The 12,764-nt window shown below is 61.4% G+C and carries 11 protein-coding genes and 1 pseudogene; 4 read left to right on the top strand and 8 right to left on the bottom strand.

The annotated features are described in order from the left end of the window. Nucleotides 1-288: pseudogene (locus tag JNL55_RS08110) on the top strand (bifunctional methylenetetrahydrofolate dehydrogenase/methenyltetrahydrofolate cyclohydrolase); the annotation flags it as partial. A 4-nt stretch (nt 289-292) separates the two neighbouring features. On the opposite strand, the gene JNL55_RS08105 reads toward JNL55_RS08110, so the two are convergent. Continuing rightward, nucleotides 293-1,207: a hypothetical protein gene (locus JNL55_RS08105; RefSeq protein ID WP_293851768.1), complete on the bottom strand. Its 915-nt coding sequence runs from the start codon at nt 1,205-1,207 to the stop codon at nt 293-295. Nucleotides 1,208-1,296: 89 nt separating this feature from the next. Between JNL55_RS08105 and JNL55_RS08100 the strand changes: the two genes are divergently transcribed. Next, nucleotides 1,297-2,388 (top strand): energy transducer TonB, encoded by a 1,092-nt coding sequence (locus JNL55_RS08100; RefSeq protein WP_293851765.1) that lies wholly within the window; start codon nt 1,297-1,299, stop codon nt 2,386-2,388. 21 nt (nt 2,389-2,409) lie between these two features. On the opposite strand, the gene JNL55_RS08095 is transcribed toward JNL55_RS08100, so the two are convergent. Then, complete coding sequence (locus JNL55_RS08095) at nt 2,410-3,303, bottom strand: rhomboid family intramembrane serine protease (protein WP_293851762.1); 894 nt, start codon at nt 3,301-3,303, stop codon at nt 2,410-2,412. A 272-nt stretch (nt 3,304-3,575) separates the two neighbouring features. Here JNL55_RS08095 and JNL55_RS08090 point away from each other — a divergent pair, with 272 nt between their 5' ends. Then, on the top strand, nt 3,576-4,199 hold the full coding sequence (locus JNL55_RS08090; protein ID WP_293851759.1) for a hypothetical protein: 624 nt from the start codon (nt 3,576-3,578) through the stop codon (nt 4,197-4,199). A gap of 62 nt (nt 4,200-4,261) precedes the next feature. On the opposite strand, the gene JNL55_RS08085 is transcribed toward JNL55_RS08090, so the two are convergent. After that, complete coding sequence (locus tag JNL55_RS08085) at nt 4,262-5,191, bottom strand: aldo/keto reductase (RefSeq protein WP_293851757.1); 930 nt, start codon at nt 5,189-5,191, stop codon at nt 4,262-4,264. A 68-nt stretch (nt 5,192-5,259) separates the two neighbouring features. Then, complete coding sequence (locus JNL55_RS08080) at nt 5,260-7,332, bottom strand: alpha/beta hydrolase family protein (protein ID WP_293851771.1); 2,073 nt, start codon at nt 7,330-7,332, stop codon at nt 5,260-5,262. 202 nt (nt 7,333-7,534) lie between these two features. On the opposite strand from JNL55_RS08080, the gene JNL55_RS08075 reads away from it, so the two are divergent. Continuing rightward, on the top strand, nt 7,535-8,668 hold the full coding sequence (locus JNL55_RS08075; RefSeq protein ID WP_415923036.1) for a metallophosphoesterase: 1,134 nt from the start codon (nt 7,535-7,537) through the stop codon (nt 8,666-8,668). Here JNL55_RS08075 and JNL55_RS08070 read toward each other — a convergent pair. From JNL55_RS08070 to JNL55_RS08055, 4 genes are all read right to left on the bottom strand, one after another. After that, a complete protein-coding gene (locus JNL55_RS08070) occupies nt 8,665-9,699 on the bottom strand; it encodes a LacI family DNA-binding transcriptional regulator (protein ID WP_293851752.1) in 1,035 nt (344 codons plus the stop codon). The two genes, JNL55_RS08075 and JNL55_RS08070, sit on opposite strands and share 4 nt — an antisense overlap. Nucleotides 9,700-9,764: 65 nt before the next feature. After that, the gene (gene nagA, locus JNL55_RS08065; RefSeq protein ID WP_293851750.1) at nt 9,765-10,907 is read right to left on the bottom strand and encodes an N-acetylglucosamine-6-phosphate deacetylase; all 1,143 of its coding nucleotides are present in this window, start codon (nt 10,905-10,907) and stop codon (nt 9,765-9,767) included. Next, on the bottom strand, nt 10,907-11,938 hold the full coding sequence (locus tag JNL55_RS08060) for an SIS domain-containing protein (RefSeq protein WP_293851747.1): 1,032 nt from the start codon (nt 11,936-11,938) through the stop codon (nt 10,907-10,909). Before JNL55_RS08060 ends, nagA begins: the two co-directional genes overlap by 1 nt. After that, nucleotides 11,935-12,678, bottom strand: coding sequence for a GntR family transcriptional regulator (locus JNL55_RS08055; protein ID WP_293851744.1), 744 nt, complete (start codon nt 12,676-12,678; stop codon nt 11,935-11,937). The genes JNL55_RS08060 and JNL55_RS08055 overlap by 4 nt, the downstream gene beginning before the upstream one ends. Between the last annotated feature and the right edge of the window lie 86 nt (nt 12,679-12,764).

Raw genomic sequence — 12,764 nt, 5'->3', positions numbered from 1 at the left:
ACGTTGCTGGCGGACATTCTGGTGGTCGCGGCCGGCGTGCCGAATTTGATCGTGCCGCAGATCGTGAAGACCGGCGCGGTGGTCATCGATGTGGGCTTCAATCGTTTGCCTGACGGTCGCATCGTCGGCGACGTGGATTTCGAAGGCGTGAAAGAAAAGGCTTCGTACATCACGCCGGTGCCGGGCGGAGTGGGGCAGATGACCGTGACCATGCTCCTGCACAACACCATTCTTTCTGCCGAGCGTACCGCGACCGCGACGACTTCGCCGTTTCGCCGGCGCGCCTGAAACCTCAGGCTATCTGAGCCACGCGGCGGAATAGAAACGCCGCGAGTTGCGAGCCCATGCCGCTCGCGACAAACACCATGCGATTGTTGGCGGTGAGCTTGTGCAGCCAGTCGAACGCGCCGCCGTCGATCAATGGAATCGCGTTGCCGTCCGGCGTGCCGGCATCGATCATGAATCGCAGGCCGTCGTAGTAGTCGTGATCCAACGGTTCCAGTGTCGCCGGCAATTCAGTGATCGTCTCAGCCAGGTGCTCGGCCAGGTGTAATAGCAACGGCGTCGCCAGCAACCGCAGCTTTCGATCTGGAAAGTGGTAGCCGTGTTTTTCGAGCCGGTCCAACGCCGCCAGGTGAGTGCGGATGTGTTCGGTCAAGGCTTCGACCAGGAACGCGTGATCCTTGCGTTCATGGCCCGCCGAGGCCAGGCAAAACATTCGAAAATGCGCGGCGAATCCCGGCTGATTCGGTACTGCCTGAGCGCGCACGCAGCGATGACTGGTCGCCAATTTCACCACTGCACCTGGCGCAGCGCGCAGGCGTTTCGAACATTCCAGCGCCAGCACATTGGTCGGATCCGACACGACTTCGCTGCCACGGGCGGTAGATACGATTCTGTTCTGACTGGTGAGCGCCACTGAGGAGCAGGTCGCTAGCGGCGCCAGGGGCGCCAGCTCCAATGCTTCGAATGCCGCGGCATTGGCCAGCAAGTGCCAGTCCAGCTGGTGCAGCGTGCGTTGATCGATGGCGCAAGGTTGGACGAACCGATCGGTGTCCCACTGGCGTCGCACCGTCGCCGGGGTGCGTGCCGCTGCCCGGCTTTCCAGTACCGCCAGCAGCAGCGACCACAGCTCGGTGCCGGCGATTCCCTGCGCCAATGCCTGGCGCAGCGGTTCATCGACGTTCACATGTTCCGTGGGATCCATGGCCAGCCGAGCCTACACGACTTGCGGCTCTGGCGGAGCCGCTGCGCATCGCGGACAATCGGCGCTCTCGCCGTTCTTGAGATTGGGATATGGGATTCTCAGTGGTTGCTTCGATTCGAGCGTCCGTGGTTTTGGCGGCCTTGGCGTTGCCGTTCGGCACGGCGCTGGCCTGCACCCGGCCGGATACCAAGATGACCATCCCCGAGGGCGCCGCGGCGACCGAAGAGGAAATGAAGACAGCGACCGCCAAGCTGCTGACCCTGGATAAGGAAGTCGGCGACTATCTGCGCTGTATCAAGGGCGACACCAGTCAGGCCACGGTCGGCAAGGACGAGCAGACGCGCGAAAAGCTGCTGCAGGAATATGTCGCCTCGCATAATTCCATGACCGATGAGCTGGCCGGCCTCGCGGCTTGTTTCAACGCGCAGCTCGAGACTTATCGCAGCACCAAAGGCGGCGCTGGCGGTAAGACGGCGGATTGCAGCACTCATATGGAAGCTGCGAAGAATCGCTCGGCATCGCCGCCGCCACCCGCACCCGGCGGCACGCCCCGGCCCAGCAGCATCTTCAAGGAAGCCGATGGCCATTCCTTCGAAGCGCAGGGCGGCTCGTGGAGCTACACGCTGATTCGCGACGAGACGCCGCGTTACTGCAGCGAGAAGGCCGACAAGCAATGTTTCAAACGCACCGTGTTCGTCACTAACGGCTCCGATCAGGAGTTGGAGTGCACGGCCTATATCAAGTACGACGGCACCGATGCGCAGGGTCGGGTCAATACCGAAGCGCAGGCCGTGGTGCTCAAACAAACCATTCGCGCCGTGGTCGCGAGCTTGGCGGAGCCGACCGTGGGTGCGTCAACCTTCGAAGCGAACTGCAAGCCTCGCGCGCCGTTGCCTCCGCTGAACACCGAAGCCGGCTGCAAATATGAAGTGGTGAAGCCGGTGAACATTTCCGACTTCTATCCGCCCGAAGCGCGGCAGTTGGATGAGCAGGGACCGGTGGTGGTGGAGTTCACCGTGCCGGGTAAAGCCGCCAGCCCCACCGATGTGAAAGTCGTGGCCAGCAGCTTGTCGCCGCGTTTGGATGGCGGTGCGGTGAAGGCCGTCAGCGCCATGATCATGAGCAGCGCTTGTAAGAATCAGCGTTACCGGCTGCGACTGAACTTTCAGTTGGAAGAATAGGCCGGCTGGAAGAATGATTATTTAATTCAGCGCGCACATCCAGGCGACGGCCAGCGTCGCCAGGGTGAACGCGCCGGTGGCCAGCTGCAGAACTCGTGAGTCGAAACGGCGCTCGGGAGTTTTTCCCAAGCCCACGCCGAGCAAACAGCCGCTGGCGAAGCCGGTGACATGCGCGACCACGTCGGTGCGTTCGCCGCCGGCGCCGAGAAAGCCGAGCAGTATCACGCCGGCGATCAATGGGCCGAGTCGTTTCGCCCAGCGCAGATTGGTGGCTGATTCCAACGTCCATGCGTAGGCGCTGAGAATGCCCAGCGCCGCGAACACTGCAGTCGATGCGCCGATGGAACGTTGCTGTTCCGGCATCCACAACGCGTCGAGCGCGTTGCCCATCATCGCTCCCACCAGAATCGCCGCCCACGCCACGCCGTTGCCCAACGAGCGTGACGCCAGGTAGCCAAGCACGGTGCCGAACATCAGATTGCTCAGCAGATGACCCACGTCTGCGTGCAAGGTGAGGGCGGTCACCACACGCCACCACTCATGCGACGACGGAATCGCGCCGTTCAACGCGCCGGTCTCCAGCCAATCCAAACCGAACGCTCCGCTGCCGGCTGCGTAGGCCACGATCATCATCACCAGCGCGTACAGGATCGATCCGTTCCACGCGCGCGGCCGCAGCTTTGGCAGCTTGGGTGTAGGAACCGGGATGTTGGCTTCACGAGCCACCGCCAACAGGTGATGCCGCGCCAGTGCCTCCGAGCCCTCCTCGACCGCCACGACGAACATACCCCCTCGCACCACCGTCCAGGAGTGGATGCCCACTGCCGACAGCACCAGTGACTGCTGGTCGCACTCCGGCATCCGTAGCGAGCGGAATACTTCGACCAGATTCTGGGGCGCGTCTTCGGGCGTCATGGCTCGCTGTGATGATTCTTCCCGCCGGCCCGCAGGGGTGGGGGCGCCACCCCTGGATTCCAAGGCCAAGCGCTGCCTAAGCTTACTCCTTGGGTCCGGGCGGCCTCTGCGGACCTGTTGGCGCAGAAAACAAACGTTACGATGGCGCGCCTCATTAACGACTTTTCATGACGGCCGTGCGGTTGGTGGGGAACATGGCGGCGTGCCGTTCGTCCAAGCAGTACAGCCCGGTTTCAATCAAGGGTGTTTCGGAGAGTCACATGCGCGCCTCAATGAGTAGAGCACGAGGTTTGGTTATCGCGGTGGCGTCGATGCTGCCGTTGGCAGGTTGGGCGGCGGACGCTTCAGCGCCGGTTCAGGCGACCTGGAAAACGCAGGAGATTCGTTACAGCTACACCGGCTTCACTACCGCATACGATTGCGATGCTGCTGAAGATCGGATACGAGCCATCCTGCGTGCGCTCGGTGCGCATCAGCAGACGAGAGTGTCGGCGCAAGGCTGTACGTTGAATCGGCCGTCGAGGAATTTCTTTGTCACCATCACCGCGGCAACGCCGGTGCCGGTAGCGGATGCGGCCACAGCTGCGACGCCTACCAGTCGCGATGAGTTGCTCAAGCGCTTGGGGGTGCAGGCCAAGCAGTTGGATGAAACATTCCCGGCGGAATGGAAGACCGTGCGGCTGGACAAAGATCGCAAGCTGGATCTGCAGCCCGGCGATTGTGAACTGATGGAAGGCCTGCGCGATCACGTGCTGCCGAAGTTGTCAGTGAAGGTGGTCGCGGATGATGTCCAGTGTATTCCTCGGCAGCTGTCCATCCAGACGCCGGAGCTGACGGTGTCCGCGCTGGTGCCGACCAAGACGCCGGATGCAGCGGCCGACAAGCCGAAAAGCTGAACGACCAAACCTAGATGACCCGCTGCTGCAGGCTCGACACCTGCAGCAGCCTCCCAACCCGATCAGCCCACCAGCTGAATCAATTCCTGCTTCTGCGCCGCTGACAATAGCGGCCCGAAGCCAGCCTTGAGATTGTCGCTCTGGCGCTCCGGCTTGCCGGTCGCCGGAATCACCGAGGTCACCGCCTCATGGCTCAGGCAGAATTTTAGAAACATCTGCGCCCAGGAGCTCACGCCCACTTCCTTGGCCCAGCCTGGCAGCGCCTTGTCCTTCACCTGATTGAACAGCTTGCCGTCATTGAAGTTGCGATTGGCCAGCACCGCGATGCCCAGCTCCTTGGCGATGGGGAACAGCCGCTTCTCCGCGCCGCGATTGGTGACCGAATAATTGATTTGCAAAAAGTCCGGCTTGGTTTCCTGAACGACATCGGCCAATTGATCGTGCGCCGAGTCGAGGTAGTGAGTGATGCCGGTGTACTTCACCTTGCCTTGTTGCTTGAGCTCACGCGCCAGCGCCAGCTGTGTCTTCCAATCGCCCAAGTTGTGTACCTGGAGCAGCTCGACCTTATCGGTGCGCAGCGACTTGAGCGTCTTCTGAAATTGCGCGAGGCCTTTGTCGCGACCCACCACGCCTGACAATTTGGTCGCAATGAATGCTTTTGGACGCAGCTTGGCGTCGGCCAGCAGCGGGCCGAGCACATCTTCGGCATTGCTGTAGGTGGGCGCCGTGTCGATCAGCGTGGCGCCACCGTCGAAAAAGCGCTTCAGCACTTCTTTCAGCGCTTGATACTCGGGGCTGCCCGGCGTGATTTCAAAACTGCCCGAGGTGCCCATGCCGATGGCCGGCAGCGCTTCGCCGCTGGCAGGAATGGTTCGTTTCAACATCGTGCCCTCGCTGGCCGCTTCAGCCAGCGACAGCCAGCTCGTGCCGAGCAGCGACGAGCCGGCCAGCACGGCGGAGGACTGACCGATGAATTGGCGGCGTGTAGACATTGCAATTCTCCTGTTCCGAAGCCGACCACGTTACTGACCTTGTAGCGTTCGACGCAACAGTGGCGTGTTTAGTTCTTCAGATAGCGCGCCAGCCAGCGCTGCACTTCATCGAAAAACTGTCGGCTGTTTTCGCCTTGCTGAATCCAGTGGTTCTCATCCGGAAAAATCAACAAACGGCTTTCCACCTGCTGTCGTTGCAGCACGCTCCAATACTCCAGCGTGTTGTTCAGCGGCACGCGGAAATCACGCTCGCCCACGGTGACCAACACTGGCGTCTTCCACTGCGACGCGTAGCGGATCGGGTTTTGAGAATTCCAATCCACGCCCTGCTGCCACGGCGGGCCGCCCATGTTCTGTTCGCGCGAGTAAGTGATGTCGCTGGTGGCCCACTGGCTTTCCAAGTTGATCAAGCCAGCGTGGCTGATGAGGCAGCGATAACGCGTCGTGCTCGCTTGCATCCAGTTCGCCAGGTGGCCGCCGTAACTCGCGCCGCCGGCGCACTGCCGAGTGCTGTCGATGAACGGATAACGAGCGATGGCCTCGTCGGCAGCCTGGTTGATCTCGAGGGCGGGACCTTGCAACGGATCGCCTTGAATGGCTTGCGAGAACGCTGCGCCGAAGCCGGTCGAGCCGGTGTAGTTGGTCAGTAGCACCACATAGCCGGGCGAGGCGAGCAGATGATAATTCCAGCGCAGGAAAAAGTTATCGCGCCACATGCTGTGCGGTCCGCCGTGCATCAGCACCAGCAGCGGATATTTCTTGGTCGCGTCGAAGTTCGGCGGACGCACGATCATGTTGTGAATACGCGCGCCGCGTTTGCTCTCGAACCAAAAGTGTTCGACCGGCTCCATGTCGAGCGCGGCCACTTTGTCGGTGGAGAAGCGCGTCAGTGCGAGATGAGTGCCGCGTGTCGGATCGATGCGGACGATTTCGTTCGGGCTGACGGCGCTGTCGAAATTGGCAAGCAACACTGGTGCGCCCTCGGCGCCGACCAGATTGCCGTAACCGCCGGCTTTCATGTCGAACGCGAGTTTCGCTTCGCCGCCGGAGCTCTTGCCGCGATAGACCTTGGAGTGGCCGGCATCTTCGGCCAGCAAATAGATGTCGCGGCTGTTCGGCGCCACCACGTAGTTCAATGGATCGCGCTCTGCTGGCAGTGTGATGCCGGCGCGCGCTTTGAGCGAAGGCCAATCGAACGCAGCCAAATGAGTCGGGCTGAACACGCTCTTGCCGCGAATTTCGCGTAACGCATACAGGCTACGACCGTCGGCGCTGAATTCAGGCTCGCTCCAGCTGTCGCCGCCTTTGAGATCGTCGCTGCCGGTCAGTCGACGTGGCTCGCCACCGGCGACAGCGACTTGCCACAGTTCGGCATTGGTGAAGTCGTAAGCGCCGCGATTGGCATTGCGAGTGGCGGAGAAAACCAAACTCTCGCCGTCCGGGGCCCAGGCCAGATCCAGCTCGCTGGCGCTTTGGGTGCTGCGCCCGCCGAAGCCCGGCTGTTTGATCATGTCCGTGCCGGCGAACAAATCGCGTGCGTCGTTCACGCCCACCGTTTGCACGAAGGCATGCGGCTGGCGATTCTCCGGCAGCCACACGTCCCAGTTACGAATCGGAAAGCTGTCGTAGACCCGCATTTTGTATTTGCGGCTTTTTTCGTCGGCGACGATGCGCTTGCTGTCGTCGTCGTTACGGCTCTCCGGCGGCACGTCGCTGGTGAATGCCAGCTTGCGGCCGTCGGGCGAAAACTTGGGCAGTCGCGCGCCGGTGCTCAGCGTAGTGGCTCGCAGCGCTTCGCCGCCGCCGGCCAAGTCCATGATGTAAATTTGATTCACCTCATCGGCTTCGCGCCGGGTCGCGTAAGCGATTCGTGCGCCGTCCGGACTCCAGGTCACGCCGGATTCCGAGGCGCGGGTCTGGGTGAGTCGGCGCGCCGGTGATTTGCCATCGGTCGCCACCAGCCACAGATCGCTCACTTGCTGATCGTTGCTGTATGCAGGCTCGGTCACGCTGAACACCGCCAGCTTGCCGTTCGGGCTGACGGCTGGCGCGCCCACTCGCGGCAATAGCCAGATATCTTGATGTGTAACGACGCGGCGTTCGACCGCATGCGTGGCGCTACTCGCCAGCGCGACAGTCATCAGCACGAGGGCTCGTGATGCGAATCGGGTAATCACTAACAGCGGCTCCCTGTCATGAACGGCAAGCTGCGGATTATTACCGATAGATGCGGCCGGCGCGCTTGCAATCGCCGCTGCCGGCGGCATGTACTCCCCCTTGGATTGTGGCCGCGGTACCGTCGTACCGCCGGCGGGAGCAAACACTTTGCGGCGCGGTTTCCTGATGTTGTTGAGCGTGCTCGGCCTGTTGCACGTTTATATCGGCGTGCGCTTGCTGCCGGCCCTGGACTTGAAGCTTGCGGGGCAGGTGTTGGGATGGCTGCTGTTGGCGGCTTCCTGGGTGCTCATTCCGCTGGGATTGTCGGCGCGCGCCAGACGTGAGCGTGCCGGTGGCTCGGACAGTTTCGTACTGATTCCGCTGATCGTCATGGGGCTGTTCTCGTCCCTGTTTGTATTTACCTTATTACGTGAAGTGACGTTGCTATTCGCGACGTTGCTGAACTCGACGGCGACGGCTGAGTATTTCACGCAGGTGTCCGCCTGGGGCGTGATCATCGGTGCCGTGTTGGCCACGCTGATCGGTTATATCAATGCGCGACGAGTCGCTCGCGTGGTGCACGTCGATATTCCCATCGTCAATCTGCCGTCGGCCTTGCATGGCTTTTCGATCGCGCAGATCAGCGATGTCCACGTCGGGCCGACCATTCGACGCAACTATGTCGAGGGCATCGTGGCTGCGGTGAATCGGCTCGATGCCGATGCGATTGCCATCACCGGCGATCTGGTTGACGGCAGCGTTCGAGAGTTGGCAGCGCACGTTGCACCGCTGGCGCAGCTGCGCGCCAAACACGGAACGTTCTTCGTCACCGGCAATCACGAGTACTACTCCGGCGAGCGGGCGTGGACCAATGAACTGCGCCGGCTGGGCTTGCGTGTGCTGACCAACGAGCACGTCGTCGTCGCTCATGGCGATGCGAAGTTAGTGATCGCGGGCGTGACCGACTACGGCGCGCATCACTTCGATCCGGTCAATCGCAGCGACCCCGTAGCGGCGCTGGCCGATGCGCCCGGCGACGCCGGAGCAAAGATCCTGCTCGCACATCAGCCGCGCACGGCGCCACAAGCTGCTGCCGCCGGATTCGACTTGCAGCTCTCCGGTCATACGCACGGCGGTCAGTTCTGGCCGTGGAATTTCTTCGTGCGCTTCCAACAGCCTTTTACCGCCGGGCTGGATAGGCTGGGTTCGCTGTGGGTTTATACCAGTCGCGGCACGGGTTACTGGGGGCCGCCGAAACGTTTCGGCGCGCCGTCGGAAATCACGCGGATCCGACTGGTGCCGGCGACTCAAGCGCTCTAGTTTGATTGTTGGGTCGATTGCCGGATCACGAGATGGGTCGGAATCGTGTGGCTGTCCACCTGCTCGTCGTGAATCAGCGCGAGCAAGCTATCTACCAACAGCGTCGCTGCGGCCTTGGTGTCTTGCTGAACCGTCGTCAGGCTGGGATTGGTGAAGCTCGCGTTGGGAATGTCATCGAAGCCCGCCACGGCCACGTCCTGCGGAACCCGGATGCCGCGATCTAGCAACGCGCGCATCGCACCGATGGCAATCAGGTCGCTCGCACAAAACAGCGCGTCGAATTTCACATTGCGTTCAATGAGCGCTGTGACCGCGTCGTAACCGGAAAGCTCGGTGGTGAACGCGTCGATCTGTAATTCTGCTTGTACCGAGTGGCCTGCGTCATGCAGCGACTGCGAATAACCTTTGTAACGTTCCAGGAATTCCGGATAGTGCGCCGATGCGTGGCCCACGAACGCGATGTGACGCCGCCCCTGCTCGAGTAGATGCTGAGTCATATCGCGGCCGCCCTGGAAGTTGTCGCAGCCGATGGAAACGCCAGGCTGACCGGGCAGCACTACACCCCAACGCACGAAATGCGTGCCTTGCTCGACCAATAATTCCAGGCGCGACACATATTCCAGATAGTCGCCGTAACCGAGCAGGATCAAGCCGTCGGCTTTTTTGCTGTCCTCGTATTCCATGTGCCAATTGCTGGACAACTGTTGAAACGAAATCAGCAAGTCGTAGCCCTGCAAGGCACAGGCGCGGGTCAGCGAGCCGAGCATGGACAAAAAGAACGGATTGATCAGCGAATCGTTGAGCGTGGGATCTTCGAAGAACAACAGCGCCAGCGTGCCCGACTGCTGATTGCGCAGGTTGGAGGCGTTCTTGTCGACTTTGTAATTGAGCTCGGTGGCGATTTGCAGGATGCGCTGCCGGGTTTGCTCGTTGACCGTCGGGCTGCCGCGTAACGCGCGCGACACCGTCGGTTGCGAGACACCGGCCCGGTAGGCGATGTCGAACGACGTGGCTTTGCCTTTACTTCGCATCAGGCTCCCCCGAACCGTCAGCTGGTCAGGAGAGCATCCTAGCGGTTATTCGCTCGTCCTGCTGATCAGCTGGCCGATTGACCGCCGATCCAGGTGTCCAGCACTTCGACGCGCTCATTCACCAGCACCAGATCGGCGCGGTAGCCGGGTTCGATGCGGCCCAGTTCGCGATCCAGGCCGAGGAAGGCGGCGGGGTGCAGGCTGGCCATGCGCGCAGCCTGTGCCAGATCGACACCCAGCATTTCGAGGGAATTGCGCACGGCCTTGGCCATGTCGATGTCGGAACCCGCCAGCCGGCCGTTCTCATCGACCAGCATGTTGTCGTAGGCCACCGAGATCGGGCGCCCCTGCAAGCTGAAGGTCTTGTTGGGCGCGCCCACGGTCGGCATGGCGTCGGTCACCAGCATGAAGCGATCCTGCCGCTTACTGCGCATGGCGATCTTGAGCACGACCGGATCGACGTGATGGCCGTCGAGGATGATGCCGCACCAACTGCCATCATCATCCAGTGCGGCGCCAACAGCGCCGGGCTCGCGGCCCGTGAGTTGTGACATGGCGTTGAACAGATGCGTAAAGCCGGTGAGGCCATGATCGAGTGCTGACCGGATCTCCGCGTAAGTGCCGTTGGTGTGGCCAGCGGAGACGATGACGCCTGCATCGCTGAGTTTGCGAATGATCTGTGGCGTGGTGCGCTCGGGGGCCAATGTCACCAACGTCTTGCCGCCTTTCAGCGAAGTGAGTAATCCCAGTGCGTCTTCATTGAGCCAGCGTAGTTTGGTTTCGTCGTGAACACCTTTGCGCGCTTCGTTGAGGAACGGGCCTTCGATATGAATGCCCAGCACGCCTGGCACGCCGCTCGCAATCGCATCCTGCGCTGCTTGCAAAGCGCGCGACACCACGTCGAGATCGTCGCTGATGAGTGTGGGCAGAAAGCCTGTGGTACCGAAACGCCGATGCGCGCGACCGATTTCGCGAATCGACTCAACGCTGGGATCGTCGTTGAACAACACACCGCCGCCGCCATTGACTTGAACGTCGATGAAGCCGGGTAGCAGCGTGTGACCGTGCAAGTCGTAAGTAGTGTCGGCGTGCCATTTGGACTCGCGCGCCACGATTTGTTGGATGCGCGTGCCTTCGATGAGCACGACTTGGTTCTCGACCCATCCCGAGTCGCGCAGTATTCGGCCATTGACCAGCGCCAGCGTCATTACAGCGTCTCGGTCACTTTGTTGAGATGCGGCGGACGATCTGGATCGAAGCCGCGCGCAACGGCCAGCGAGGCAACCATCCGATAAAAACTTTGCACCATCAGCAGCGGTTCGATGACGGCATGCGATGCAATCGTCGGCAACGTGATCGCGTCAGTCACGCTGGCGCCAGCCACAAGCACGTTCGCACCGCGCGCGACGAATTCTGCGGCCAGCTTCTCGATGCCGCTGCGGCTCTCATCGTTCTGCGACAGCATCAGCACAGGGAAGTCCAGTCCGACTAGTGCCATCGGTCCATGTTTCACTTCTGCGGCGCTGAACGCTTCGGCATGCAGGCCGCAGGTTTCTTTAAACTTGAGTGCCGCTTCCTGCGCGACACCGAGTCCGTAACCGCGGCCCACAACGAACAAATTGTTCGCTGGCTCGAGCGCCGGCAGCGCCGCGCTCCAGTCCAGATTCCACGCTTGCGCCAGCTGATCCGGCGTGCGCATCAACGAGTTGACCAGCGTCTGATCCGAGGTCCAACTGGCCACCAAATGCACGATGGCACTGAGCGACGCGATGTACGACTTGGTCGCTGCCACGCTGGTCTCAGGGCCGGCATTCAGTGCAATGGTGTGGTGAGCCATCTGCGCCAGCGGTGAAGCGGGCGAGTTGCACAACGCGATGACGCAAGCGCCGTTGAGTTTGGCATTCTCGGCCGAGGCGAGCAGGTCGGGGCTCTTGCCCGACTGTGAGATCACCAGAAACACCACGCCGCGCATGTCTGGTTTCGCGTCGTAGAGTGAACTCATGGACGGCGAGAACGAGGTCGTCAGCAGCTTGGTGTGCGACTCGATCAAGTATTTAGCAAACGTGGCCGCATGGTCCGAACTGCCGCGCGCGCAAGTGACCACTGCGCGAGGATTGATCTCTCGAAGTAACGCGCCGATCCGACGCACGCTGACCGCATTGTTCTCCAGCTGGCCGCGCACGACGTCCGACGCCTGCGCAGCTTCGATGAACATGCGGCTTTGCGTGCCTGCACTCATGAAGATGCACTGAGTTCGGCGACGAAATCATAGATGTCGCCACGATAGAACGATTGAGAAAACTCGACCGCGCGACCGTCTTTGAGAAAGCCGACTCGCTCGACCAGCAAGCCCGCGTCCTTCTCTTGCGCCTTCAATAACTGCGCCTGTTCGGCCGAGAGCAGCACGGCCCGCAAGCGCTGCAAAGCTCGCACGGGACGATTACCAGTGCGTTCCAGTGCTTCATACAACGATGTTTCCACCGACTCGACCGACGGCAAGCAATCGGCCAGCACCGTTGCGTACTCGAGTGCCATCGGCGCGTCGTCGGCGTAACGAATACGACTGAAGCGATACACCGGCGTGCCTGGGCTGGACCGCAGCGTGAGTGACTCGCCCGGCGTGACGGCGCCAGCAGCGCGATCGAGCCACACGCTGCGTGGCTTGCGGCCGCGTGCTCGCATGTCTTCGGAGAACGAAGTCAGCTTGGCGAAATTCTTTTCGACTCGGTTGGTAACGAATGTTCCTGAGCCTTGTTTACGAATCAACAGGCCTTCGTCAACCAAGCCGTCGATGGCTTTGCGCACGGTGATGCGTGAAACGTTCAGCTCTTCAGCCAGATCGCGCTCGGGCGGCAGCGCATCGTCGGCGCCGAGCACGCGGTTATCGATGGCGAGTCGCAGTTTGCGCTGCAGCTGCTGATACAGCGGCAGGGAACTGGCTTCGTCGAGTGGCTGAAGATGCTCGGACAGCGGCGTCAAAGCTCTCTCCTCGGACCTGAATTTGAGTGGTTGTAGTGCATTTAGGGGCGGTGTTGGGATCACACGATGCCATTTGAACATTACCA

The organism is Steroidobacter sp. (assembly GCF_016790065.1).
GTDB lineage: Bacteria > Pseudomonadota > Gammaproteobacteria > Steroidobacterales > Steroidobacteraceae > Steroidobacter.
The sequence above is the reverse complement of the archived record's forward strand: the minus strand, read 5'-3'. Positions and strand labels throughout refer to the sequence as shown.

What these genes read in the sequence shown, in the direction of transcription:
- JNL55_RS08080 (WP_293851771.1), bottom strand. Translation starts at nt 7,332, where the DNA reads ATGACTGTCGCGCTGGCGAGTAGCGCCACGCATGCGGTCGAACGCCGC.
- JNL55_RS08085 (WP_293851757.1), bottom strand. Translation starts at nt 5,191, where the DNA reads ATGTCTACACGCCGCCAATTCATCGGTCAGTCCTCCGCCGTGCTGGCC.
- nagA (WP_293851750.1), bottom strand. Translation starts at nt 10,907, where the DNA reads ATGACGCTGGCGCTGGTCAATGGCCGAATACTGCGCGACTCGGGATGG.
- JNL55_RS08070 (WP_293851752.1), bottom strand. Translation starts at nt 9,699, where the DNA reads ATGCGAAGTAAAGGCAAAGCCACGTCGTTCGACATCGCCTACCGGGCC.
- JNL55_RS08075 (WP_415923036.1), top strand. Translation starts at nt 7,535, where the DNA reads ATGTTGTTGAGCGTGCTCGGCCTGTTGCACGTTTATATCGGCGTGCGC.
- JNL55_RS08095 (WP_293851762.1), bottom strand. Translation starts at nt 3,303, where the DNA reads ATGACGCCCGAAGACGCGCCCCAGAATCTGGTCGAAGTATTCCGCTCG.
- JNL55_RS08090 (WP_293851759.1), top strand. Translation starts at nt 3,576, where the DNA reads ATGAGTAGAGCACGAGGTTTGGTTATCGCGGTGGCGTCGATGCTGCCG.
- JNL55_RS08105 (WP_293851768.1), bottom strand. Translation starts at nt 1,207, where the DNA reads ATGGATCCCACGGAACATGTGAACGTCGATGAACCGCTGCGCCAGGCA.
- JNL55_RS08100 (WP_293851765.1), top strand. Translation starts at nt 1,297, where the DNA reads ATGGGATTCTCAGTGGTTGCTTCGATTCGAGCGTCCGTGGTTTTGGCG.
- JNL55_RS08060 (WP_293851747.1), bottom strand. Translation starts at nt 11,938, where the DNA reads ATGAGTGCAGGCACGCAAAGCCGCATGTTCATCGAAGCTGCGCAGGCG.